Annotated in this window: 26 protein-coding genes; 9 read left to right on the top strand and 17 right to left on the bottom strand. The window is 66.1% G+C overall.

Features of this window, described 5'->3' with window-relative positions:
- Positions 1-167 precede the first annotated feature (167 nt).
- The 4 genes from FL625_RS08170 to FL625_RS08155 all read right to left on the bottom strand — a co-directional run bounded on the left by FL625_RS08170 (position 168) and on the right by FL625_RS08155 (position 4,304).
- The gene (locus tag FL625_RS08170; RefSeq protein WP_149588169.1) at positions 168-1,115 is read right to left on the bottom strand and encodes a LysR family transcriptional regulator; all 948 of its coding nucleotides are present in this window, start codon (positions 1,113-1,115) and stop codon (positions 168-170) included.
- Between the two features lie 3 nt (positions 1,116-1,118).
- Positions 1,119-1,673 carry a polyhydroxyalkanoate synthesis repressor PhaR gene (gene phaR, locus FL625_RS08165; protein WP_149588168.1) on the bottom strand — a complete coding sequence of 185 codons (555 nt, stop codon included), beginning with the start codon at positions 1,671-1,673 and terminating at the stop codon, positions 1,119-1,121.
- Positions 1,674-1,906: 233 nt separating this feature from the next.
- The gene (locus FL625_RS08160; RefSeq protein WP_149588167.1) at positions 1,907-2,356 is read right to left on the bottom strand and encodes a Phasin; all 450 of its coding nucleotides are present in this window, start codon (positions 2,354-2,356) and stop codon (positions 1,907-1,909) included.
- A gap of 157 nt (positions 2,357-2,513) precedes the next feature.
- Positions 2,514-4,304, bottom strand: coding sequence for a PHA/PHB synthase family protein (locus FL625_RS08155; RefSeq protein ID WP_149588166.1), 1,791 nt, complete (start codon positions 4,302-4,304; stop codon positions 2,514-2,516).
- Positions 4,305-4,397: 93 nt separating this feature from the next.
- Between FL625_RS08155 and phaZ the strand changes: the two genes are divergently transcribed.
- Entirely contained in the window at positions 4,398-5,666 is a 1,269-nt protein-coding gene (gene phaZ / locus FL625_RS08150) for a polyhydroxyalkanoate depolymerase (protein ID WP_149588340.1), read from the top strand.
- Positions 5,667-5,750: 84 nt separating this feature from the next.
- On the opposite strand, the gene FL625_RS08145 is transcribed toward phaZ, so the two are convergent.
- The gene (locus tag FL625_RS08145; protein WP_235019367.1) at positions 5,751-6,494 is read right to left on the bottom strand and encodes an alpha/beta fold hydrolase; all 744 of its coding nucleotides are present in this window, start codon (positions 6,492-6,494) and stop codon (positions 5,751-5,753) included.
- A 135-nt stretch (positions 6,495-6,629) separates the two neighbouring features.
- Entirely contained in the window at positions 6,630-7,427 is a 798-nt protein-coding gene (locus FL625_RS08140) for an alpha/beta hydrolase (protein WP_149588164.1), read from the bottom strand.
- A gap of 164 nt (positions 7,428-7,591) precedes the next feature.
- Here FL625_RS08140 and thrS point away from each other — a divergent pair, with 164 nt between their 5' ends.
- The 6 genes from thrS (at position 7,592) to FL625_RS08110 (ending at position 12,538) form a co-directional block, all read left to right on the top strand.
- Positions 7,592-9,538, top strand: a complete 1,947-nt coding sequence (gene thrS, locus FL625_RS08135) for a threonine--tRNA ligase (protein ID WP_149588163.1) — start codon at positions 7,592-7,594, stop codon at positions 9,536-9,538.
- A 188-nt stretch (positions 9,539-9,726) separates the two neighbouring features.
- Complete coding sequence (locus tag FL625_RS08130) at positions 9,727-10,029, top strand: BufA1 family periplasmic bufferin-type metallophore (RefSeq protein ID WP_149588162.1); 303 nt, start codon at positions 9,727-9,729, stop codon at positions 10,027-10,029.
- 54 nt (positions 10,030-10,083) lie between these two features.
- The gene (bufB, locus tag FL625_RS08125) at positions 10,084-10,932 is read left to right on the top strand and encodes an MNIO family bufferin maturase (RefSeq protein WP_149588161.1); all 849 of its coding nucleotides are present in this window, start codon (positions 10,084-10,086) and stop codon (positions 10,930-10,932) included.
- On the top strand, positions 10,929-11,660 hold the full coding sequence (locus FL625_RS08120) for an HvfC/BufC N-terminal domain-containing protein (protein ID WP_149588160.1): 732 nt from the start codon (positions 10,929-10,931) through the stop codon (positions 11,658-11,660). The genes bufB and FL625_RS08120 overlap by 4 nt, the downstream gene beginning before the upstream one ends.
- On the top strand, positions 11,657-12,196 hold the full coding sequence (locus FL625_RS08115; protein WP_149588159.1) for a DoxX family protein: 540 nt from the start codon (positions 11,657-11,659) through the stop codon (positions 12,194-12,196). Before FL625_RS08120 ends, FL625_RS08115 begins: the two co-directional genes overlap by 4 nt.
- A gap of 135 nt (positions 12,197-12,331) precedes the next feature.
- Positions 12,332-12,538 carry a cold-shock protein gene (locus FL625_RS08110; protein WP_149588158.1) on the top strand — a complete coding sequence of 69 codons (207 nt, stop codon included), beginning with the start codon at positions 12,332-12,334 and terminating at the stop codon, positions 12,536-12,538.
- On the opposite strand, the gene FL625_RS08105 is transcribed toward FL625_RS08110, so the two are convergent.
- The gene (locus FL625_RS08105) at positions 12,535-12,861 is read right to left on the bottom strand and encodes an arsenate reductase family protein (RefSeq protein WP_149588157.1); all 327 of its coding nucleotides are present in this window, start codon (positions 12,859-12,861) and stop codon (positions 12,535-12,537) included. The two genes, FL625_RS08110 and FL625_RS08105, sit on opposite strands and share 4 nt — an antisense overlap.
- Before the next feature lie 109 nt (positions 12,862-12,970).
- Positions 12,971-13,363: a DUF2177 family protein gene (locus tag FL625_RS08100; RefSeq protein ID WP_149588156.1), complete on the bottom strand. Its 393-nt coding sequence runs from the start codon at positions 13,361-13,363 to the stop codon at positions 12,971-12,973.
- Positions 13,364-13,475: 112 nt separating this feature from the next.
- On the opposite strand from FL625_RS08100, the gene FL625_RS08095 reads away from it, so the two are divergent.
- Entirely contained in the window at positions 13,476-14,057 is a 582-nt protein-coding gene (locus tag FL625_RS08095; protein ID WP_200833911.1) for an REP-associated tyrosine transposase, read from the top strand.
- 323 nt (positions 14,058-14,380) lie between these two features.
- Here the strand turns inward: FL625_RS08095 and thyX are convergent, their stop codons facing one another.
- Positions 14,381-15,286: an FAD-dependent thymidylate synthase gene (thyX, locus tag FL625_RS08090; RefSeq protein ID WP_149588155.1), complete on the bottom strand. Its 906-nt coding sequence runs from the start codon at positions 15,284-15,286 to the stop codon at positions 14,381-14,383.
- A gap of 86 nt (positions 15,287-15,372) precedes the next feature.
- Here thyX and FL625_RS08085 point away from each other — a divergent pair, with 86 nt between their 5' ends.
- Positions 15,373-15,801, top strand: coding sequence for a VOC family protein (locus FL625_RS08085; RefSeq protein WP_149588154.1), 429 nt, complete (start codon positions 15,373-15,375; stop codon positions 15,799-15,801).
- Between the two features lie 40 nt (positions 15,802-15,841).
- On the opposite strand, the gene FL625_RS08080 is transcribed toward FL625_RS08085, so the two are convergent.
- The 8 genes from FL625_RS08080 to puhA all read right to left on the bottom strand — a co-directional run bounded on the left by FL625_RS08080 (position 15,842) and on the right by puhA (position 21,845).
- Complete coding sequence (locus tag FL625_RS08080) at positions 15,842-16,288, bottom strand: c-type cytochrome (RefSeq protein ID WP_149588153.1); 447 nt, start codon at positions 16,286-16,288, stop codon at positions 15,842-15,844.
- Positions 16,289-16,377: 89 nt separating this feature from the next.
- On the bottom strand, positions 16,378-17,592 hold the full coding sequence (gene hemA, locus FL625_RS08075; RefSeq protein WP_149588152.1) for a 5-aminolevulinate synthase: 1,215 nt from the start codon (positions 17,590-17,592) through the stop codon (positions 16,378-16,380).
- A gap of 14 nt (positions 17,593-17,606) precedes the next feature.
- Positions 17,607-18,404, bottom strand: a complete 798-nt coding sequence (gene puhE / locus FL625_RS08070; protein ID WP_149588151.1) for a putative photosynthetic complex assembly protein PuhE — start codon at positions 18,402-18,404, stop codon at positions 17,607-17,609.
- Positions 18,405-18,498: 94 nt separating this feature from the next.
- Positions 18,499-19,599 carry a magnesium-protoporphyrin IX monomethyl ester (oxidative) cyclase gene (gene acsF / locus FL625_RS08065; protein ID WP_149588150.1) on the bottom strand — a complete coding sequence of 367 codons (1,101 nt, stop codon included), beginning with the start codon at positions 19,597-19,599 and terminating at the stop codon, positions 18,499-18,501.
- The gene (locus FL625_RS08060) at positions 19,596-19,892 is read right to left on the bottom strand and encodes a hypothetical protein (protein ID WP_149588149.1); all 297 of its coding nucleotides are present in this window, start codon (positions 19,890-19,892) and stop codon (positions 19,596-19,598) included. Before FL625_RS08060 ends, acsF begins: the two co-directional genes overlap by 4 nt.
- A gap of 11 nt (positions 19,893-19,903) precedes the next feature.
- Entirely contained in the window at positions 19,904-20,368 is a 465-nt protein-coding gene (gene puhC / locus FL625_RS08055) for a photosynthetic complex assembly protein PuhC (protein ID WP_149588148.1), read from the bottom strand.
- Between the two features lie 9 nt (positions 20,369-20,377).
- Positions 20,378-21,016: a photosynthetic complex putative assembly protein PuhB gene (puhB, locus tag FL625_RS08050; protein ID WP_149588147.1), complete on the bottom strand. Its 639-nt coding sequence runs from the start codon at positions 21,014-21,016 to the stop codon at positions 20,378-20,380.
- Positions 21,017-21,080: 64 nt separating this feature from the next.
- Positions 21,081-21,845, bottom strand: coding sequence for a photosynthetic reaction center subunit H (puhA, locus tag FL625_RS08045; RefSeq protein ID WP_149588146.1), 765 nt, complete (start codon positions 21,843-21,845; stop codon positions 21,081-21,083).
- Positions 21,846-21,854: the final 9 nt, after the last annotated feature.

Here is a 21,854-nt window from a genome sequence, read left to right as displayed (position 1 = left end):
CCGCGACGACACAGGGGCGCCCCCCCTCCCCCATCCCCTTTCCCCACGAGGGGGAGGGGATGATTGTGTTTTTGCCATTGTCTCGAGCCTGCGACGGCCGTTCCCGGGGCGGCGGGCGGATGCCTCCGGCGGGAGTATTTGGAAAAGGGCAAGAGCCCGGCGCAGTGCTAGAGGACGCGCAGGTCGGGGGCGAGCCAGGGCTGGTCGGCCAGGGCGGGGGCGATGACCTCGGCGGCGATCAGGGGTTTCAGGTGCCGGGCGATCCGGGCCGGCATGTCCTGAAGGATGCCGGCGCGGGCCGAGAGCGACAGGGTGCGGCCGAGCGGCGGGACGGGCAGGGGCTGGACCTCGACCTGGGCGCGGAAGGCGCGGGCCTGGTGCAGGGCAAGGGGCGTGAGGATCGTCCAGCCCTCGCCGCCCGCGACCATGGCCAGGATCGCGGCGTAGCTGTCGAGTTCGAAGCGGTGGGCGGATTTCACCCCGTGACGCGCGAGATGCGCGGCGATCTGTCGGCCCATCAGGTGCCGGGCGGTGTACTGGATCAGCGGCAGGTCCCCGATCCCGCGTCCCCTGGGGGCGACGGCGACGAAGGGTTCGGCAAGGATCGGGTGCACCTCGCGCCAGTCTTCGGGCGCCTGTTCGGCCCCGGAATCGGCCGCGATCACGATGTCCAGCGCCCGGGTATCGAGCTGGTCGAGCAGCCGGTGGCTGGCGCCGGTTTCGAGCAGGAAGCGGCAGCCCTTCAGGTCGCGCGCGAGCAGCGTGAGGAGATGCGGCGTCACGTCGCTGTCGAAATCCTCGATCACGCCTAGGCGCAGCGTCGTCATGCCCGACAGGTCGGCCATGGCCAGCTCCGCCCGCGCCTCGGAGGCGGCATTGAGGATGGTCTGGGCATGGCGGCGGAACATCGCCCCTGCGGGCGTCACCTGCACAGGGCGGCTGGCGCGGTCGAGCAGTGTCGCGCCGAGCGCGGTTTCCAGCGCGCTGATCTGCTGGCTGATGGCGGAGGGGCTGACGCCAAGGCGGCGCGCGGCGGCCGAGATCGAGCCTTCCTCGGCTGACGCGACGAAGACCTCGATCCCCCAGAGCGTGACGCGGCCTTCGGTTTCGGCCATGGCTCAGAGCTTGGAGAGTTTCTTCTGCAACTCGGCCAGTTGCTTCTTGATCTCGGCGATGTCGTCCGCGGCGGTGGGGGCGTCCTCCTCCTTGGACGGGCCCGAGCCACCCCAGCCGGGCATGCCGCCCATCATCGACTTGAGGAAGGCCTCCTGCTGCTTGCGCAGCGCCTCGAAGCCCGGGACGGCGGCCATCGGGTTCGGAAAGGCGGAGAGGTTCTCCATCATCTTGGCCTGGCTGTCGCGCAGCATCTCGAACGAGGAGGCGAGGAACTGCGGCATCACCGCCTGCATGCCAGTGGCATAGCTGCGCACGAGGTCGGTCAGGACATCCATGGGCAGCACGCTTTCGCCCTTGGATTCGTGTTCGGCGACGATCTGGAGCAGGTATTGCCGGGTCAGGTCGTCGCCGGTCTTGAGATCGACGATCTGCACCTCGCGCCCCTGGCAGATGAAGCCCGCGATGTCTTCGAGCGTGACGTAATCCGAGGTCTCGGTGTTGTAGAGCCTGCGGCTGGCGTAACGCTTGATGAGAAGCGGCTTGTCGGTGTCGGCCATGGTTCCCCCCCGGGATTATGCGCTTGCAGAGAAGCTTAGGGGAGGGTGCAGCGAAAAGCAAAGCTTTCGCAGCGGTCTTTCCGGCCGTGCCGCATCGGCGAAGATCCCGATGGCCGTCGCACGGTGGCGAGGCCTTTCGGCGGGGGCGGGCCGAATGAAAACGGCCCGGAGTCGCCTCCGGGCCTTTGACGCGTCTTGGGGGACGCCGAACTCGTCACGAATACGGGTGCGACTTACTTCGCGGCCGCAGCGGCCTTCTTGGCGACCGAGGTCACGTCCGCGGTGGCTTTCTTGACGGCGGCGGTGGCGTCTTCCGACATGTCCTTGCCCGCGGCCAGCATCAGCTCGACGGTTTCCATCTGCACTTTCTTGGCCACTTCGGCGAAGGCGGCCAGGTTCTCGGCGGCCATCTCGGCGGCGGCCGAAGCGAAATCGGTCATCGACTTGGTGTAGTCGGCCGGCTCGGCCTTGGCCTTGGCGATCTCGCCAACCTTGGCCAGCGCGTCCTTGGTCCACTTGGCCGAGATTTCGGTCGACTTCTCGGCGGCTTCGATCGCCACTTTCGAGAACTTCTCGGCGAAGGCGGCCTGGGTCTTGAACGCGTTCTGGAACGCCGAGGCGTCAACCGGGAACGAAGCCATCATGTCCTGCATGACTTTGGTGAAATCCGGGGTCTTGGTCATCTGATCACTCCGATCTGAGGGGTTATCGGTATCGGGGATGCTACCCCGGCTTGATGACAGACATATAGATGCTGCGGCGCAGCATTTCAAGTCTTTTTCTGCGATGCAGCAAAACTGCAGGTTGCTCTGCTTAACCCTGCGGAAATCGGCTGAAATGTCAGGAGGCGGGGGTCGCCACCACATAGGTTCCGGGCGCAGGGCAAAGCGAATCGGCAGGAATCCGCGCCTTGACCAGGGGACCGGAGTGCCCCGCCAGCCAAGCCCGCCAACGCGGCCACCAGCTGCCCTTGTGGAAGGTGGCGCCCTTCAGCCAGGCATCCGGATCTCCTGCCACGGGGCCGTCGTTGGTGTAATGGCCATACTTGTCCTTGGACGGCGGATTGATGATCCCGGCTATGTGGCCCGATTCGGAAAGGATGAAGGTCTTGTCCTTCGAGCCCATCTGCTTGATGCCGTTGAAGCTGCCCCGCCAATGGGCGATGTGGTCCGTCTCGCAGGCGACGGCGCAGATCGGCAGGGTGATGTCGGACAGGCTGACCGGGCGGCCGAATACCTTGAACTCGCCCTTCGCAAAGCCATCCTGCTGGCAGAGGCCGCGCAGGTATTCCACGGCCATCTTCGCCGGCAGGTTGGTGCCGTCGCCGTTCCAGAACAGCAGGTCGAAGGCCGGCGGCGCCTCGCCCAGCATGTAGGACTTGATGGCGGGGGTGTAGATCAGGTCATTCGAGCGCAGGAAGCTGAAGGTTCGGCTCATGAAGAACTTGGACAGGATTCCGTCATTCGCGGTCTGGCGCTCGATCCCGTCCACGAAATCGTCGTTCAGGAACACGCCCACCTCTCCAGGGTCGGAGAAGTCGGTCAGCGTGGTGAAGAAAGTAGCGGTCTTGATGCTGTCGTCACCCGCCTTGTGCAGGTGCGCCAGCGTCAGGCCCAGGGTGGTGCCGGCGATGCAGTAGCCGACGGCATTGATCTGCTTTTCGCCGGTGATCCGGCGCACCTCGGCCATGGCGCGGAGGTAGCCGTCCCGGATGTAGTCGTCCATGCCCGTCCCGGCGTAGCTCGCATCGGGATTGACCCAGGACACGACGAACAGGGTGAAGCCCTGGTCCACGATCCACTTGATCAGCGAGTTCTGGGGCTTGAGGTCCATGATGTAGAACTTGTTGATCCAGGGCGGGAAGATCAGCAAAGGTGTCTTGTGGACCTTTTCGGTCGTGGGCTCGTACTGGATCAGTTCCAGCATCCGGTTGCGATAGACGACCGCGCCCGGCGTGGTGGCGATGTTCTGGCCGACGTGAAACGCCTCCTTGTCGGCGAGCGTGACCAGCAGTTCCCCCTGGTTGGCCTCGATGTCGCGGACCAGATTCTCCAGGCCCTGAACCAGGCTTTCGCCGTCGGTCTCGACCGCCCTTTCCAGCGCCTCGGGATTGGTGCCGAGAAAGTTCGTCGGGCTGAACATGTCAACGATCTGTCTCGTGAAATACTCCACCCGGCGGCGATCCTCGGGGGAAAGCGTCTCCATGTCGCCGACGGCCGTCGAGATTGCCTCGACGTTCAACTGGTACTGCTGCTTGAGGTAGTTGAAGAAGGGATGCGTCTCCCACAGGGGGTTCTGGAAGCGGCGGTCCTTGGGGTTCGGATCGGGGGGGGCCTTGAACTCGCCCTTGGCAAGCACCTGCTGCGCCTCGAGATAATGCTTCAGCGTCTTGCCCCAGTAGTTGACCTGGTGCTCGACCACCTTCGCCGGATTCGAGACCAGCCCGGCGAACCAGGCGGCGGCGGCCTTCATGTAGACGTCGGGCGCGGGGCCGTTCAGCGAGGGATCGACCGTCCGGCGATGGGTCAGCGCGGCGGTGAGGCGCTTTGACAATTCCTCAAGCTTTTCGAGGTTGGCTTGCAACCGCTCGGCTCGTTCATTGGTCGGGGGGGTGTTGTCTTCTGTTGTCATGCTAACCATTCCCCCTTATCGTCGCCGCTGTGCAGCATTGCGGTCGTCCCTGCCCGCCATGCGACATCCGACCGACCGGGGCAAGGAGACATGATGAAGTATATGTACACCTATGACCTGATGGAAAGCGCCCGCAACACGAATGAGTGGCTGGGCGCGACCGCCAGGGCCTTTGCCAGTTACCCGGCCTTCGCCATGTCGCTGAACCCGGTCCTGCCGCTGATGGCCGCCTGGGGCGAGGTGACCGAGCGCACGTTCGGTCGGATGGTGGCCAAGCCCGACTGGGGGATCCGGTCGATCGTCGGGCCCGATGGCCAGGATCACCTGGTCGATGTGAACCCGGTGGTGCAGAAACCCTTCGGCGACCTGGTGCAGTTCTTCGTCCGCCGCCGCGCGCCCATGCCGCGCAAGGTGCTCCTGGTCGCGCCGATGTCGGGGCATTATGCCACGCTGTTGCGGTCCACGGTCGCCTCGCTGTTGCCCGATGCCGATGTCTATGTCACCGACTGGCACAACGCCCGCGACATTCCGGTCTCGGCCGGCAAGTTCGACATCGAGGATTACACGCTCTATCTTGCGGAATTCATGAAGGTTCTGGGGCCGGACACGCATGTGATCGCGATCTGCCAGCCCGCGCCGCTTACGCTCGCCGCGACGGCCTATCTTGCCGCCGAGCATCCCGAGGCGCAGCCGCGGTCGCTGGTCCTGATCGGCGGGCCGGTCGATCCCGATGCGGCGGCGACCGAGGTGACCGACTTCGGCCGCCGTGTGACGATGGGCCAGCTTGAACACATCGCGATCCAGCGCGTCGGCTTCAAGTACAAGGGCGCGGGGCGGCTGGTCTATCCGGGGCTTTTGCAGCTGCAAAGTTTCATGGCGATGAACGCCGAACGCCATGGCAAGGCTTTCGTCCAGCAGATCTTCCGCGTCGCGCAGGGCGAGGCGTCGGACCACGACGCGCACAACCGGTTCTACGACGAATATCTGGCAGTCATGGATATGACCGCGGAATTCTACCTTTCGACCGTCGAACGCATCTTCAAGAAGCGCGAGATCGCCCGGAACGACTTTGCCGTGGCCGGTCGCAAGGTGGACATGGGGGCGATTACCAGTGTGTCGGTGATGACGGTCGAGGGCGCGAACGACGATATCTCGGCGCCTGGTCAATGCGTTGCGGCGCTGAAGCTGCTGACGGGACTGTCCGACGACAAGAAGGGCCACCATGTGGAGCCGGGCGCGGGCCACTACGGCATCTTCGCGGGCAAGAGCTGGCGGTTGAACATCCGTCCGCTGGTCCTGAACTTCATCGACCGGGCGGCCGGCACGCCCAAGGCCAAGATCGCGCTGGCGTCGGCGCAGTAGCCGCGAGGCTGGGCTCGTCGAGCACTTCGCGCACTCCTCGCGTGGGGGCGCGGCTCCGACGCCTGCATGACATGCTTGACGAGGCTACTTCAGCATCAGCGTGGGCAGGCGTCCCGCGAGGAAGGTTTCAAGCACCTTAGTCACCGCCTCGGGCTGTTCCAGCTGTGGCATGTGACCGGCCTCGGGGATGATCTCCAGGCAGCCCTGCGGCATCATCGCGGCCAGGAACTCGGCCCGGCGACGGGGAATCAGCGTGTCGCTGGCGCCGGTAAGGATCAGCGTCGGGATGTTGGCCTTGCGCAGCGTCTTCTGCTGGTCGGGCCGGCGCTGAAGCACGCGCAGGTGGCGCTGGAACTGCCTGGGGCCCAGGGTTTCGGCCATGTCCATGACCAGGGCCATCACCTCGTCGCGCCAGGGCGCATCGTGCAGCGCCGTCGCCGGCAGCATCTGGGCGATGCAGGCCCGCAGATGCCCGGTCTTGGCCGCCACCAGCAGGGCCTCCTGCTGCGCGGCGAGCTGAGGCGGTTCCGGCAGCGGATCGGTCGAGATGAGCGCGATGCGGGTCACGGCACCGGGACGCTTGCGCAGGATCTCGATGGCGATGTTGCCGCCGAGGCCATGCGCCACCACGGCAAAGCGCGGCGGCAGGTGCGGGGCATGTTCGGCGACGATCTTCTCGAGACTGTCGCCGAGACCCGGACCCAGCAGGATCACCTGCCGGTCCGCCCCCAGCCGGGCAAGCTGCGGCATGAAGCTTCGGGCATCGGCCATGAAGCCGGGGATCAGCACCAGCGGTTCGGGAGGGGTCGGGTCTCGCAGGACGAGCATGTTCACGGGCGCGGGCCTTCAACGCAGGGTTTCTGCAAGCGGCTGTTCCTGGTCTTTCGTGAACGGTAACCCACAAGGCTCTGGATTCAAATCCAGTTTCCATCCAACTTTCGCAAGACTGGCGGAAAGGTCACATCAGCGAAGGTTCGATACCTGCAAGCCCGCCGCATCCTCCACGGGCAATGCCTCGCGGGCGAGGATCACGTCCTCGACCGCGTCGGTGATCATGGCCAGGCAGGCAGGGCTGGAAAACCGGTGGTCGGCATCCTTGACCAGGGTCAGCCGCAGGTCGGGGCTGGCGATCTGGTGGAAAAGCTGGATCGCCACCGCAGGCGGCACATCGGCATCTGCGCTGCCCTGCAAGAGGCGGACCGGCATGTGCAGAGGCAGCGGTCCGTTCATCACCAGGTTCTGCCGGCCGTCCTCGATCAGGCGCAGGGTGATCGGGTAGGGGTCGTCGGAATAGTCGGAGGGCCGCAGGAATACGCCCTCTTCCAGCAGGGCGGTCCGCTCGGCCAGGGTGAATTCGGCCTCCCACATCCGCTCGGTGAAGTCGGGCGCCGCGGCGATGCCGACGAAGCCGCCAACCCGATCCGGCATGTCGCGCGCCAGCAGAAGCGCGATCCAGCCGCCCATGGACGACCCGACCAGGATCTGCGGCCCCTCGGTCAGCACCTCGATCACCGCCGCCGCGTCCTCGCGCCAGTCCGAGATCGCGCCATCGACGAAGGCCCCATGCGAGGCGCCATGGCCCGAATAGTCGAAGCGCAGGAAGGAGCGCCCCGTGGCCTCGGCCCAGGCCTGCAGGTGCAGCGCCTTGGTGCCGGTCATGTCGGATCGGAACCCGCCGAGGAACACCACGCCGGGACCGCGGCCGGGCGTGTGGCTATAGGCGATGTGACGGCCCTGCGGGGTGGTGAGAAAAGTTGTCATGGGCAGAAGATAGCAGGCCCAGGCAGCTTTGGTCAGTGTTGCCGCATCCGGCGGGCGAAGAACCGCGCATGGCTTGACTTGCAGCGCGGCCAGGGGCAAGACGGCGCCCGATACAACCCGCAACCGGGCGTTTCGTGGGCGCCAAACCGACGAGGAGCAGGCCGATGGCCCAGATTTCCCTGACATTTCCCGACGGCAACAAGCGTGTCTATGACGCGGGGGTGACGCCTGCTCAGGTGGCGGCGTCGATCGCGCCCTCGCTGGCCAAGGCCTCGATCTCGGCGATGGTGGATGGCAAGCACTGGGATCTGCAATGGCCGATCACGCGCGACGCGACGATCAGCCTCAACACGATGAAGGACGAGGCCCCGGCGCTGGAGCTGATCCGGCACGACCTGGCCCACATCATGGCCCGTGCGGTGCAGGAGCTCTGGCCGGACGTGAAGGTCACGATCGGGCCGGTCAGGGACCAGGGCTGGTTCTATGACTTCGACCGGGAAGAGCCGTTCACGCCCGAGGATCTGGGTGCGATCGAGGCGCGGATGAAGCAGATCATCAACGCGCGCGATCCGGTGCGGACCGAGGTCTGGGACCGCGCCCGCGCCGTCGAATACTACCGGGGCCGGGGCGAGCCCTTCAAGCTGGAACTGCTGGACCGGATCCCCGAGGGCGAGGACATCCGCATGTACTGGCACGGGGACTGGCAGGACCTGTGCCGCGGTCCGCATTTGCAACACACGGGCCAGGTTCCTGCGGATGCCTTCAAGCTGACCCATGTCGCCGGGGCCTACTGGCTGGGCGATGCGTCCCGCCCCATGTTGCAACGCATCTACGGCGTGGCCTTCCGCAACCGCGACGACCTGAAGGCGCATCTGACGATGCTGGAAGAGGCCGCCAAGCGCGACCACCGCAAGCTGGGCCGCGAGATGGAGCTGTTCCACCTCCAGGAAGAAGCGCCCGGCATGGTGTTCTGGCATCCGAACGGCTGGACGATCTACCGCCAGCTCGAGGATTACATGCGCGGCCGCCTGCGCCAGGCCGGCTACAGGGAGATCCGCACGCCGCAGGTCGTGGACCGCATCCTGTGGGAGAAGTCGGGCCACTGGGAGGCCTACCGCGAGAACATGTTCATCGTCGAGGTGGACGAGGAAGGCGCCAAGGAAAAGCGCATCAACGCGCTGAAGCCGATGAACTGCCCCTGCCATGTGCAGGTGTTCAACCAGGGCCTCAAGAGCTACCGCGACCTGCCGCTCAGGCTCGCGGAGTTCGGGTCCTGCCATCGGTATGAGTCGAGCGGCTCGATGCACGGGCTGATGCGGGTGCGCGGCTTTACCCAGGACGACGCGCATATCTTCTGCACCGAGGACCAGATCGAGCAGGAATGTGCGGGGTTCATCTCGCTTCTGTCCAGCGTCTACAAGGACCTTGGCTTCGACAAGTTCGACATCAAGCTCTCCACCCGGCCCGATGTCCGCGTGGGCAGCGACGAGATCTGGGACAAGGCCGAGAACGCACTGCAGAAAGCCATCGAAGGGCTGGGGTTGCCTTACGAGATCAACCCCGGCGATGGCGCCTTCTATGGCCCGAAGCTGGACTTCAAGCTGACCGACGCCATCGGGCGCGAATGGCAGTGCGGCACCTTCCAGGCCGACTTCAACCTGCCGGTCCGGCTGGATGCGGAATATGTCGGCGAGGACGGGATGAAGCATCGCCCGGTCATGCTGCACCGCGCGGTCCTCGGCTCCTTCGAACGCTTCATCGGCATCCTGCTGGAGAACTACGCCGGAAAACTCCCCTTCTGGCTCGCGCCGCGGCAGGTGGTGGTGGCCTCGATCGTCTCGGACGCCGATCCCTTCGTGCATGAGGTGGTGGCCGCGCTGCGCAAGGCCGGGGTCCGCGCCGAGGCCGACGTGCGCAACGAGAAGATCAATTACAAGGTCCGCGAACATTCGGTCGGCAAGGTTCCCGTGATCCTGGCGGTGGGCATGCAGGAGGTCGAGGCGAGAACTGTTTCAATGCGCCGCCTGGGCGAGACCCGGACTGAAACGATCTCCCTCGATCAAGCCGTGGCGACCTTCGGCCTGGAAGCGCTGCCGCCCGCCGGTAGTTGACCGCAAGCCATTGATCTGATTTCAAAAGACCCGGATGGCCGTCGGGGCATTCGGCATCGCTGCGCCTGCGACATCCTGTCACGATGCCGTGCCTCACGGCGCCGTGGGTCGCTTGTGATCGTAGCCTGCCCTTATCCCATTGGCAGTCGCAAGGGATGCGACGCTCACTGGAGGAGGGAACTGCACACATGTCCTGTCAATCGAACACCCTGGTCATCGCCGGTGCGCTGGCTGCCGCCCTGTCGGTCGCGGGCGCCGTCTCGGCCCAGGAAAACGAGAAGTGCTACGGCGTGGCGCTGGCCGGCCAGAACGACTGCGCGGCGGGTGAAGGCACCACCTGCGCCGGAACCTCGAAGGTCGACTACCAGGGCAATGCCTGGAAGCTGGTCCCGGCCGGCACCTGCGAGACGATGGAACTGCCCGCGGGCATGGACGGGATGGCACGCAAGGGCTCGCTGACGCCGCTGGAGCGCGACCTGCCGAAGGCGTGACGCCCCTCGCCCCTCCGGCCGATCTGCCGGAGGGGTATCTCCCTGGAGGACACCATGCTTGACCAGAGCCTGACCGCACTGCCCGCGAAACCCGGTGTCGGCTACAAGCCGCAGCACTTCGCCGCGATCCTTGCCGACCCCGGCCCGGTCGGCTGGCTGGAAGTGCATGCCGAGAACTACATGGGCGCGGGCGGGCGTCCGCTGGCGCAACTGCGGCACCTCGCGGAACGCTTTCCGATCTCGGTCCACGGGGTGGGCCTCTCGATTGGCGGGGAGGGACCGCTAGACCGCGATCATCTGATGCGACTGAAGCATCTGTGCGAGTGGCTGAACCCCGCAAGCTTTTCCGAGCATCTGGCCTGGTCCACCCATGACGGCGCCTATCTGAACGATCTTCTGCCCTTGCCCTACACCGCAGCCACCCTGGCCCGCGTCGCCGATCATGTGGACGAGGTGCAGGAGGTTCTGGGGCGCCGGATGCTGCTGGAGAACCCCTCGACCTACATCGCCTTTGCCGAGACGGCGATGGACGAGGTCGATTTCCTGGCCGAGGTCGCGCGGCGGACGGGCTGCGGGCTGCTGCTCGATGTCAACAACGTTCATGTCTCGGGCACGAACCAGAACCGTGACCCGGTGGCCTATCTGGACGCTTTTCCGCTGCATCTGGTGGGCGAGATCCACCTGGGCGGCCACGACGAGGACCGCGACGACAGGGGGCGGCCCTTGCTGATCGACAGCCACGGGGCCGAGGTGGCCGATCCGGTCTGGTCGCTGTTCGCGCGGGTGATCCGGCGGGCCGGCGCGATCCCGACGCTGATCGAATGGGACAACGACGTGCCCGAGTGGCCAGTGCTGGCCGCCGAGGCCACCCGCGCCGCCCGGATCCTGGAGCCGGTCGCATGAGCCAGTCCGCCTTTGCCCAGGCCCTGCTGGACCCGGACGCGGCGGTCCCCCCCGGACTTGTCGGACCCGACGGTCTGCCGGCCCCGAAACGCTTCTCGGTCTATCGCAACAATGTCGCCCTGTCCCTGACCCGCGCGCTGGAGGCGGGCTTTCCCACGGTGCGCAAGCTGGTCGGGGACACGTTCTTTGCCGCCATGGCCGGGGTGTTCCTGCGCGCGCATCCGCCGCGGTCGCGGCTGCTGATGCTCTACGGTGCCGAGATGCCGGAGTTCCTGGAGCGTTTCCCGCCGGTGGCGCATCTGGGTTACCTGCCCGACGTGGCGCGGCTGGATCAGGCGATGCGCGAAAGCTATCACGCGGCGGACAGCCGGCCCCTGCCCGAAGCCGATTTCCAGCGGCTGATCGGCGAAGACCTCGGCGAGCTGCGCCTGTGCCTTGCGCCCGCGCTGCGCCTTGTGCGGTCGGCCTGGCCGATCGTGTCGATCTGGCGGGCCAACAATGAAGGCGCTCCGCCGCCGCGTCCCGCGGCCGAGGACGCCCTGATCCTGCGGCCCGAATTCGACCCCCGACCCGAGGCGCTGCCGCCCGGCGGAGGGGCCTTCCTCGCCGCCTTGCTGGCCGGGCACAGGCTGGGCGAGGCCGTCGCCTCGGCAGTGCCGGGGCTCGACCTTGCCGCCAATCTGGCGCTGCTGATCCGGGGCCGTGCCATCATCGGAGTATCGCCATGACCGCCTTGGCACGCCTTGATGCCCGGCTGTCGCGGCTGTGCGAGGGGCAGGCCGACTGGCTGCTTCCGACCCTTGCCCGTCTGGCCTTTGCCGGGGTCCTCATGGTCTATTTCTGGTCCTCGGCCATGACCAAGTTCGACGGACCCTTCACCCCATCCCCCGGAGCCTACGCCCAGATCTTTCCGCGGGCCTTTGAGGCCGCCGGTTTCGATCCGGGCGGGCTGGGCCTTTGGCCGCGGATGGTGGTGCTGGCCGGGTCCTGGGCCGAGGTCATCCTGCCTGCGCTGATCGTCCTGGGGCTGATGACCCGGCTTGCGGCCCTGGGAATGGCGGGGTTCGTGCTGGTGCAGAGCCTGACCGACATTCTCGGCCACGGGGCAGGGGCAGGACGCTGGTTCGACCGGGCCTCGGATGCGGCGATTCTGGACCAGCGGGCGATGTGGCTGGTGCTGCTTGCCGTTCTGGTGTGCAAGGGGGCGGGACCGCTTTCGGCGGATCGTATCCTCGGGGTTGCGCCGGCTCGCCTTGCGGCTTGATTTATTGCGAATCCTTGGCATCATCCCTTCAGTGACGACAGAATTCCTGCACGGCTCTCGGATCGAAGCCCTGGAAGACCTGGTGGCACGACTTGCGGTAATGGCGCCGCAGGGGGTTCTGAGAGGAGAAGCGGAATGCCGACAGGCACCGTGAAATGGTTCAATTCGACCAAGGGCTACGGGTTCATCGCGCCGGATGACGGCGGGAAGGACGTCTTCGTGCACATCTCGGCGGTGGAGCGCGCCGGGTTGAAGGGCCTGAGCGACAACCAGAAGATCGGCTACGAATTGCAGTCGGGCCGCGACGGCAAGATGTCGGCCGGCGACCTGCGCCTGCTCTAGGCGGTCAGCGCGGCTTCGGTCGCGCTGTCCCACCCCAGATACCAGCGATCCCCGTCCTGGATGACCGGCCGTTTCATCACGGTCGGTTGAGCCATGATCTGCGCCTCGGGGTCGGATGCCTTCAGGAAATCGTTGAAGCTGCGATAGGTGGTGGACTGCCGGTTTACCGCCCGGTCCCCGAATTCCTGCACGATGCGCTCGACCTCTGCTTGCGTGAGCGGTGTGGCCCGGATGTCGCGGAAGGTCACGTCCTTGCCCGCGGCTTGCAGCGCCTTGAGGGCCTTCTTGCAGCTGTCGCAGGTGGGAATGCCGTAGAGGATCATGCTGGCCTTTCTGTCCACGGTGGACATTTCCGGATTCGCTATTCGTTTCAGACGGTTGCCCGTAGGCGTTTACCGGGTGGTAACACAGATTCCGGGGGCCGCAAAGGGATCAGCCGTGGATCATCCGGGTGATCGCGACCCCGGCCCAGGCGGAGAATGCGGTCAGCGTGCCGCCCCAGAGCGTGTCGGTCGCCACCATCGTCCAGTGCCAGTCCTTCATCACCGCCCAGGAGGTGAATTCGTAGGTGCCGTAGGCCATCAGGCCGATGATGAGCGCAGGCAACAGCAGCGGCGCGCCGGTCTTCAGCGCCGGCAGCGAGACGAGATACACGAGGCCGCCGACATAGGCGAGGTAGAAGAGCGCGGCGGGGGCGAGGCGGATGGGTTCCGCCAGGAGCGGGCCGATATGGCGGGTGAAGAGCGGCTTCATCACCAGCGTCAGCATGATCGCGTCGAGGATCAGGAAGACGGCGGCGGTGACGACGTAGAGGGTGAGGGTCATGGCGGTCTCCTTGGGGGAGGGAGGTAGGGCGGGAGGCGGCGAGGGGTAGGGTGCGCTACAGCGCACCATCGTCGGAAACCCCCGATTAACCAACCCCGGCGATGATCGCCGCATGTCCAGCTACATCCGCCCCAGGGTTCCCGGCGCATCGGTGTTCTTCACCGTGAATTTGGCTGACCGCAGTGCATGGACGTTGGTCGAGCATGTCGATGCATTGCGCGTGGCGGTGCGGCTGACAAAGGCCGAGCGGCCGTTCCGGATCGACGCATGGGTGGTGTTGCCCGACCACATGCACGCGGTCTGGACATTGCCGGAGGGGGATGCCGATTATTCGGTGCGAATGGGGGCGATCAAGGCACGGTTCACGCGGGCATTGACCGGTAGGGTGGGGTTCCACCCCACCATGGTCGAGGATGACCGGGGCATGTCTCGGGTGGTTGCTGTGGGTGGTGGGGTGGAACCCCACCCTACGATAAATGGCAGGCCGCGTTCCAAGTCGAAGGTCATGAAGGGCGACGGGCGGGTGTGGCAGCGGCGGTTCTGGGAGCACCACATCCGGGACGACGAGGCGTTCGCGGCTTGCGTCCGGTATTGCTGGATCAATCCCGTGAAGCACGGGTTGGCGGAACACCCGAAAGATTGGCCGTTTTCATCACGGCACCGCGATGCCGGGGCTGATGCGGGGATACTGTAGGGTGGGGTTCCACCCCACCATGCGACGGTGAGACCGGGCGGGGCGTTTGGGTTCGGGCGTGGGAAGTGGTGGGGTGGAACCCCACCCTACGGGCGCCCGTTGACACATCGATTGGTCGGGAGCCGTATTGATCGTGGCACCGCGATGCGGGCGGCGATCCGGGTTCGTAGGGTGGGGTTCCACCCCACCATCCGACGTTGTAACCAGGCGGGGTGTTTGGGATCGGGCGTGGGGAGGGTGGGGTGGAACCCCACCCTACGGGCTTCATCGGTAATAATTTGCATCCAAAACCCTGGGTAATTGTTTTTCCTTCTCTTTGCCGTCTAACCCCAAACCTCCACAAACTCCCGCCACTCGCCCTTGCTCATCCCCGAGGCCTCTTGCGTGACCGTCTCCCCGGCCAGCCGCCGCTTCAGGACCGCGATGGCCTTCGCCGACAGCGTCACTCCCCCCATCCGGTAGTCCTCGAACGCCCCGTAGGCCAATGGCACCCAGTCCTTCACACAGGCCGCAATCGCCTCGGCATAGACCCTGATCTCATACTGGGCGTGGGGGTCGGCGCGCAGCCGCAGGAAGTGGAAGAGGTTGTGCAGGTCCACCTTCCAGTACCACTGGGTGTAGATGTTGGCCGGCAGGTTCATCCGGGCGAGTTCGCGCGCGAGGCCCTGCTGGCCGTCCTGGCTCAGCATCGCCTCGTAATGGTCATAGGCGCGGTTGGCGTCGGATTTCAGGATCTCCAGCACGCGGGCGGCTTCCTCGCCGGTCAGCACCTCGCCCCGACCCTGGTTGTTGACGGTGCTTTGCGCGGCCAGGTGTTCGGGAGCGGGGATGTAGAACTCGCGGTCGAGGATCGAGTAGCGGGCGGAGTATTCGTTGACGTTCGCGGTGCGGTGGCGGATCCACTGGCGGGCGACGAAGACCGGCAGTTTCACATGCAGCTTGATCTCGCACATCTCGAATGGGGTGGAGTGCCAGTGCCGCATCAGGTAGCGGATCAGGCCTTCGTCGTTCTGGACGTGCTTGGTGCCCGCCCCATATGAGACACGGGCGGCCTGGACGATGGCGCTGTCGTCGCCCATGTAGTCGATGACGCGGATGAAGCCGTGGTCGAGGACGGGATGGGCGCGGTAGAGATGCGCCTCCATGCCGGGGCTGACGGCGCGGAGCGTGGGGCGGGGCGTGGCGCGTGCGGCCTCGATCTCGGCCTGTTGTTCGGGGGTCAGCGGCATGGCGGGCTCCGTAATGACGAGTCGGTTGTGACTATAGCTTGCGTGTGCGGGGCGTGATACCGCTAGATGAATGGATGGAGGCAAGGATGACGATCAGGTATCTGCACACGATGGTGCGCGTGAAGGATCTGGAGAAGTCGATGGCGTTCTACCGGCTTCTGGGCCTGAAGGAGACGCGGCGCCACGAAAGCGAGCAGGGGCGGTTCACGCTGGTGTTCATGGCGCCTCCGGGGCAGGAGGACTGCCCGATCGAACTGACCTACAACTGGGACGGCGATCCCGGCCTGCCGTCGGACAGCCGACACTTCGGGCACCTGGCCTATGAGGTGGACGACATCTATGCGATGTGCGAGCACCTGCAGAAGCACGGCGTTCTGATCAACCGGCCGCCGCGGGACGGGCGGATGGCCTTTGTCCGCAGCCCGGACAACGTGTCGATCGAGTTGTTGCAGAGGGGAGCGGCTAAGCCGCCGGCCGAGCCCTGGGCCAGCATGGCCTCGACCGGCCACTGGTAGGAGGCAGGCCCGCCGCCGCGGGAGGCGGCGGGCCGCAGGATCAGTTCGTGGCCGGGGCGGGCGAGAGCGAGGCGATGTAGGCCCAGACGTTGCGCGCGTCCTCTTCCTTCGGCAGCTTGAACGTCATCTTGGACTTGGCCTTCTTGTCGCCAAGCTTGTCCTCCAGGAATTTCGCGGGATCGGCGACATAGGTCACGAAATCCGCTTCGTTCCAGGCAAAGCCCGTGGCACCCAGGGCGACGATCGAGTCGCCATACTTGAAGTCGGGGTAGGTGCCGGCGGTGCGGCCCGGCAGGCCATAGAGGTTGGGGCCGGTCTTGCCAGCCTTGCCGGCCAGCACTTCGCCGGCCTCGTTCACCACCATGTGGCAGGTCTGGCACTTGTTGAAGACCTTTTCTCCGGCCGCGGCGTCGCCGGTGGGGGCGTCCTGCGCGAAGGCGGGGGCGGCGACCAGGGCAAGGGCTGCGGCGGTAAGCGAGAGTTTCATGGGTTCCTCCGGGGGTATTGGCGGCATTATCAGATGTTCCGCCTTTGATTGAAGGCAAGGGGTGCGCGAGCACTTCGGCGCGAGATGGCCTATGCGACCGCGTGGGCGAGGGCGCAGCGGCTCCAGAGCGAGGAAAGCGCGGCGATGAGGTGCGCGATGTCCTCGGCCGAATGCAGCGGACCGGGGGTGATGCGCAGCCGTTCGGTGCCCTTGGGGACGGTCGGGTAGTTGATCGGCTGGACGTAGATGCCCCAGTCGGCCATCAGCATGTCCGAGATCATCCGGCACTTCACCGGGTCGCCGATCATCACCGGGATGATGTGGCTTTCGTTGCGCATGTGCGGGATGCCGTGGGCATCGAGCTGGGCGCGGACCTTCGCCACGTTCGCCTTCTGGCGCGCGCGTTCCTGATCCGAGGTCTTGAGGTGGCGGATCGAGGTCGCGGCGGCCGCGGCGCAGGCGGGGGGGAGCGCGGTGGTGAAGATGAACCCGCTGGCAAAGCTGCGGACGAAGTCGATCAGTTCGGCGCGGGCGGCGATGTAGCCGCCGACGACGCCGAAGGCCTTGCCGAGCGTGCCCTCGATCACGTCGATCCGGTGGGCGAGGCCGCGTTCTTCCGACACGCCGCCGCCGCGCGGGCCATACATGCCGACGGCATGGACCTCGTCGATGTAGGACAGCGCGCCGTGCGCCTCGCAGACCTCGACGATCTCGCGGATGGGGGCGATGTCGCCGTCCATGGAATAGACGGATTCGAATGCCACGATCTTCGGGCGGTCGCCGACGGCGTGAAGCTTGCGGTCGAGGTCGCGCCAGTCATTGTGCTTCCAGATCACCTTGTCGGCGCGCGAGTGGCGGACGCCTTCGATCATCGAGGCGTGGTTCTTTTCGTCCGACAGGATCACCGCGTTCGGGATTTGCGCGCCGAGCGTGGACAGAGCGGCCCAGTTCGAAACGTAGCCCGAGGTGAACAGCAGCGCGCCCTCCTTCCCGTGCAGGTCGGCCAGTTCGCGTTCCAGCATGACGTGGTGGTGGTTGGTGCCCGAGATGTTGCGGGTGCCGCCCGCGCCGGTGCCGCAGGTCTGCACGGCCTCGACCATCGCGGCCACCACGTCGGGGTGCTGGCCCATGCCCAGGTAGTCGTTCGAGCACCAGATCGTCACTTCATCCTTGGTCCCGTCGGGGCGGTGGCGTTCGGCCCTGGGAAAGCTGCCGCAGCGTTTTTCCAGGTCGGCGAAGACGCGGTAGTTGCCCTCGGACTTGAGGGCGGCGAGGCGGTCCTGGAAGTAGGTGGCGAAGTCCATTGGCGTGCTTCCTGTCAGGTGTCTTGCTTCGTGGCTTGGGCAGCGGGGGCTTCGGGAAGCATCCAGCGCCAGAGTTTCTGGTCGGGGATCGGCACGACCATGAAGAGGTGTTCGATCAGGGCAAGGGCGGTGAGGACGGAGAGGAGGAGGTAGCCGATGAAGCTGGCATCCTCGGTCGCGTTGGCGGCCTGGGCGGCCCACCAGCCGGTGGCGAGCGCGAGCGCGGCGATGGATAGCGGCAGGAGGGCCGTCGCGCGGGCCTTGCGGAAGTGGCTGGCGATATGGGCGAGCGGTTTCGGCAGGAATTCCACGTTGATGCGCGGCGCGCCGAGGAAGAGGTTAAGCTTGGCCAGGACCCGGGCGAAGAACAGCGTGGCGAAGGTCAGCGCCGAGAAGGGGTTCGGGGCGTTCAGCGTGAGGTGGGTCAGCGCCAGAAGGCCCGCAATCAGCGCGAATTCGTGCCAGAGGATCGAGCCTACGGCGCGCCAGATGCGTTCAGGCAGTTTCGCGTCGGGCGGGCAGGGCTTGCGGTGCGGGCCGGTGACGATGCCCGACAGGAACGCAAGCTCGATCCAGCCCCAGAAGGCCAGCGCCGAGAGAAAGCCCATGTAGACCGACCCGACGGTCAGGCTGCCGGCCGAGGCATGCGCGCCCGCGACCCCGCCGACGAGGAGCGGCAGCCCGAGGAGGACGGACCAGAGGTGGTCGTCCGGTCCACCCAGATCGGCCTTGCGCACGCGCCAGAGGATCAGCCCCGTCGAGGCCCACCAGAGGAAGATGGCCGAAAGGGCGATGATCCAGGGATTGGTCATGTGCGGCACCCCCGAAGGGATGCCGCACAGGATGCCGGGACGCGCCCATCCCGCATCCTACCGGCCGCTTGCGCGGCGGTATGATCCTGTGCGGTCAATACGACGGCTCCAGCCGCACCGAGACGGGCGGCGTGTTGGCCTTGACCGGGATCAGGTAGAGCCGCGCGAAGGCAAGCATCGCGCGCAAGGAGGCGAGGGCGTGCCGGGTGCGGCCCGAAAGCCCGCCCTTCTTCTTGCCCTTCTCCATGTCGATCATCGCGGCGTTCATGGCGCGCAGCGCCGGAATCCAGGCCGGGTGGTCGATGTCGATCTCGATCGGAAAGACCTGCCGCGCGATGGTCGAGGTCTTGCGGAACACTTCCTGGTCGTACCAGTCGATGTCCACCCCCAGCGCCTTGTGGAAATCCTTCCGCGCGTGGTCGCGGACCCACATCGTCGAATAGACGGCGACCAGGAAGAACTTGATCCAGAGCTTGTTGTTCCAGCTCTGGGTCAGTTTCGGGTCGGTCCGCATGAGAAGCGCGAAGGCCTCGCCATGGCTGAACTCGTCGTTGCACCATTCCTTGAACCACTTGAAGATCGGGTGGAAGCGGTGCTCGGGGTGCGCCTCGAGGTGCCGGAAGATGGTGATGTAGCGGGCGTAGCCGATCTTTTCCGAAAGGTAAGTGGCGTAGTAGATGAACTTCGGCCGGAAGTAGGTGTATTTCTTCGCCTTGGTCAGGAAGCCCAGGTTCACCGCCACCCCCGCCTCGCGCAGGGCGTCGTTGATGAAGCCGGCGTGCCGCGCCTCGTCGCGCGACATGTAGCTGAACAGCTCGCAGATGTCGGGGTTGGTGCCGCGGCGCTTCATTTCCTTGTAGAGGACACAGCCGGAAAACTCGGCGGTGCAGGAGGAGACGAGGAAGTCGATGAACTCGGCGCGGAGCGCGGGGTCCATGCCTTCCCAGTCCACATGGTCCCAGTCGGCGGTCTTCTTGAAATGGCCCTTGTTCGGGTCGGACTTCATCTGCGCCAGCAGCGCGTCCCATTCCTTGCGGACGGGGGTCACGTCGATCTTGTCCATCTCGTCGAAGTCGGTGGTGTAGAAGCGCGGGTTGAGCAGCGTCGTCTCCGTGGCCATCGCGGTCGTGTCGAAGCGGTCGGCCAGTTCGGAGTGCAGTTCCCCGTGCGTGGTGTCGTGTGCCGTGTCCTTCATGCCGTCAGCTCCTCTGAGAAGGAGAATTCGCAAAGCTCCATGAAGCCGAAGTCGCCGGTCATCCGGGTCCAGAGCCGTTCGAGGGCCGTGGCGCGGGTGATGGTGGCGGTGCGGCGTTCGACGATGACCTCGCCATAGGCCGCCATGATCGGCGCGCCATGGACGAGGACTTCGTCGCCGGGGTTGACCACGGCGCCGTTGTCGAAGCGGACGTGGGCATGCAGGCTTTCGAAGCGGTGGCTGACTTCGACCGTGCAGGGCACGGTTTCCTTGGTTCTGGTGAAGAGTGCCATGATTTCGTTCCCTATGGTTGGTCGAGAAGCCGCTCTGCGGCGGCCTTGTTGTCGTTCCCGAAGGCGTAGAGTTCGATCGACGCCCCCGAGGCGGGGTCTTCGGCCACGAGGCGGCCGTTGTCGTAACGCACCAGCCGGATCGGCGGGTTTCCCTTCACGCGCGCCACGGTGCGGGCGCGCTGGATGGCGTTCTGGATGACGGTGACGAAGCCGCCGTGGTCCATGTCGGCAATCAGGGTGCCGTCGGCCGCATAGACGGTGACGGCCTGGGCCGAGCGGCCTTCCAGGATCAGCGCGCGTTCGGCGACGATCTTGCCTGGGGCGGGCTGGCCCACGGGAGGGCGGCCGGTGAGGACCGCAAAGCTGGTGATCGCCAGCGCCGAGAGCGCAAGCGCGAGCATGGCCCAAAGGAGCGCCCGCGGGATCATCTCGCGTTCGGGGCTGGGGCGGTCGGAGAGGGCCTTGAGATAGGACATCTGAACCCCCTATTCCGCGGCCAGCGCGCCTTGCGGCGCGAAGGCGACGACGGGTTCGTTGACGCGGGTCTGGGCGGCGTCGGACAGGATCCGCGCCACGCGCGCGGCATCGGGGATGCAGCGGAAGGCGGGCTGGACCTTGCGGGCAAAGCCGGGCCTGAGGTGCGGCCAGAGCGCGAGATACGAGATGTGCTGCCCCTCGACCAGTTCCAGCGCGATGGTCCCGGTACCGGTCACCGGGCGGACGGACAGCGAGGCGGCGGCGATCTTCGCGAAGGGAATGGTCCAGGTCACCTGGAGCGCCGCCCCGATGCGCAGGATCACGCGGTGCGTGGTGATGGAATAGATTGCGGCCTTCGCGACGGCACGGGCCAGCAGGCGGATCAGGCCATAGCCGACCAGCGCCAGCACCAGATAGGGCAGGAACACCGCGACCGACCGGCCGAAGCCGCCATCCGCAAAGGCGGCAGAGGCGCGCCAGACGGCGAGGATCAGCAGGTAGCCGAGGATCCAGTTCGCCTTGAACGCCTCACGCGCCAGAGCGGCGGGATCGGGGGAGCCTTGCCAGAGAAGGTCTTCTCCGGGGGGCAGGGGTTTCGGAAGGCCGGGTTGCGGCTCGAAGTCGAAGTCCTTGTCCTGGTCTGACATGGCAGACCCTTTCGCATCAGGGGTAAGACGAAGCGGCGCGGGCGCGCGCCGCTTCCCTCAGCTTCTAGAACCCGCGCTTGCGGCCCTTGGCATACATCCAGCCCGAGGCGACATAGGCGGAGATCTTGTCCTCTTCGAGCTTGGTGACCGAGGTCAGGCTCTTGGTGGCCGGGATCCCGTCGAACAGGTCCGAGGTCAGCGCGTTGATCCGCACCCGGTCGGCCCAGATCTTGCACATGGTCATCGGCACGAGGCGCGAGGAGCCGGAGTTCAGGTCGATCTCCAGGTAGCGCACCAGCTGTTCCGGCACGTCCACCCACATCTCCTTGACCCGGCCGACGACCTCCAGATCGCCCGCCTGCACCGGCAGTCCGCGCGGATCCCGCCCGGCGCTGACGATCATGTCTTCGACCTGGGACATCGGCTTCAGCTTGGCGTGGCCGTGCGCGTCCAGCTCCGGCTCGTCCCGGCGCGGCACCCAGGAGGCGGGGCCGACGCCGTCGAGCATCGGGTTGCCGGTGGGGATCAGCGGGAAGCCCTCGGACCCAGAGGGGACGAGTGCGAGGTCGGTGCGGCGATGCGCGGCCTCGTTCTCCGCGGAGGGAACGGTGACGGTCCCCCTGCCCAGCGGCAGGAGGAAGGTCTTGGGTTTCGGCAGCGGATAGATCGCCTGGTTCGAGGCGGGGGTGCCGTCCTCGTTCTCGAAGGGGAAGCCTTCGCGCATGTTCTCGGTCTGGAGATAGTAGATGAGCAGCGCGAAGAAGCCCCAGAAGAGCCAGATCGCCAGCGAGGCGAGGTCGAAGTTTCCGAAGAAAGTGACACCAACCATTCAGAGGTC

The sequence above is a fragment of the Tabrizicola flagellatus genome (assembly GCF_008271465.1).
GTDB classification, from domain to species: Bacteria; Pseudomonadota; Alphaproteobacteria; order Rhodobacterales; family Rhodobacteraceae; genus Tabrizicola; species Tabrizicola flagellata.
Note: the sequence above shows the minus strand (reverse complement) of the source record. Positions and strands in the feature narration are given on the sequence as shown.

Bases quoted from the DNA above. Each gene is read 5' to 3' on its own strand.
- thrS (WP_149588163.1), top strand. From the start codon at position 7,592: ATGGCCCAGATTTCCCTGACATTTCCCGACGGCAACAAGCGTGTCTAT.
- FL625_RS08060 (WP_149588149.1), bottom strand. From the start codon at position 19,892: ATGGCACTCTTCACCAGAACCAAGGAAACCGTGCCCTGCACGGTCGAA.
- bufB (WP_149588161.1), top strand. From the start codon at position 10,084: ATGCTTGACCAGAGCCTGACCGCACTGCCCGCGAAACCCGGTGTCGGC.
- FL625_RS08160 (WP_149588167.1), bottom strand. From the start codon at position 2,356: ATGACCAAGACCCCGGATTTCACCAAAGTCATGCAGGACATGATGGCT.
- puhE (WP_149588151.1), bottom strand. From the start codon at position 18,404: ATGACCAATCCCTGGATCATCGCCCTTTCGGCCATCTTCCTCTGGTGG.
- phaZ (WP_149588340.1), top strand. From the start codon at position 4,398: ATGAAGTATATGTACACCTATGACCTGATGGAAAGCGCCCGCAACACG.
- FL625_RS08085 (WP_149588154.1), top strand. From the start codon at position 15,373: ATGACGATCAGGTATCTGCACACGATGGTGCGCGTGAAGGATCTGGAG.
- phaR (WP_149588168.1), bottom strand. From the start codon at position 1,673: ATGGCCGACACCGACAAGCCGCTTCTCATCAAGCGTTACGCCAGCCGC.
- hemA (WP_149588152.1), bottom strand. From the start codon at position 17,592: ATGGACTTCGCCACCTACTTCCAGGACCGCCTCGCCGCCCTCAAGTCC.
- FL625_RS08095 (WP_200833911.1), top strand. From the start codon at position 13,476: ATGTCCAGCTACATCCGCCCCAGGGTTCCCGGCGCATCGGTGTTCTTC.
- puhA (WP_149588146.1), bottom strand. From the start codon at position 21,845: ATGGTTGGTGTCACTTTCTTCGGAAACTTCGACCTCGCCTCGCTGGCG.
- FL625_RS08100 (WP_149588156.1), bottom strand. From the start codon at position 13,363: ATGACCCTCACCCTCTACGTCGTCACCGCCGCCGTCTTCCTGATCCTC.
- FL625_RS08115 (WP_149588159.1), top strand. From the start codon at position 11,657: ATGACCGCCTTGGCACGCCTTGATGCCCGGCTGTCGCGGCTGTGCGAG.
- FL625_RS08080 (WP_149588153.1), bottom strand. From the start codon at position 16,288: ATGAAACTCTCGCTTACCGCCGCAGCCCTTGCCCTGGTCGCCGCCCCC.
- FL625_RS08155 (WP_149588166.1), bottom strand. From the start codon at position 4,304: ATGACAACAGAAGACAACACCCCCCCGACCAATGAACGAGCCGAGCGG.
- FL625_RS08170 (WP_149588169.1), bottom strand. From the start codon at position 1,115: ATGGCCGAAACCGAAGGCCGCGTCACGCTCTGGGGGATCGAGGTCTTC.
- acsF (WP_149588150.1), bottom strand. From the start codon at position 19,599: ATGAAGGACACGGCACACGACACCACGCACGGGGAACTGCACTCCGAA.
- FL625_RS08145 (WP_235019367.1), bottom strand. From the start codon at position 6,494: ATGCTCGTCCTGCGAGACCCGACCCCTCCCGAACCGCTGGTGCTGATC.
- puhC (WP_149588148.1), bottom strand. From the start codon at position 20,368: ATGTCCTATCTCAAGGCCCTCTCCGACCGCCCCAGCCCCGAACGCGAG.
- puhB (WP_149588147.1), bottom strand. From the start codon at position 21,016: ATGTCAGACCAGGACAAGGACTTCGACTTCGAGCCGCAACCCGGCCTT.
- FL625_RS08130 (WP_149588162.1), top strand. From the start codon at position 9,727: ATGTCCTGTCAATCGAACACCCTGGTCATCGCCGGTGCGCTGGCTGCC.
- thyX (WP_149588155.1), bottom strand. From the start codon at position 15,286: ATGCCGCTGACCCCCGAACAACAGGCCGAGATCGAGGCCGCACGCGCC.
- FL625_RS08105 (WP_149588157.1), bottom strand. From the start codon at position 12,861: ATGATCCTCTACGGCATTCCCACCTGCGACAGCTGCAAGAAGGCCCTC.
- FL625_RS08110 (WP_149588158.1), top strand. From the start codon at position 12,332: ATGCCGACAGGCACCGTGAAATGGTTCAATTCGACCAAGGGCTACGGG.
- FL625_RS08120 (WP_149588160.1), top strand. From the start codon at position 10,929: ATGAGCCAGTCCGCCTTTGCCCAGGCCCTGCTGGACCCGGACGCGGCG.
- FL625_RS08140 (WP_149588164.1), bottom strand. From the start codon at position 7,427: ATGACAACTTTTCTCACCACCCCGCAGGGCCGTCACATCGCCTATAGC.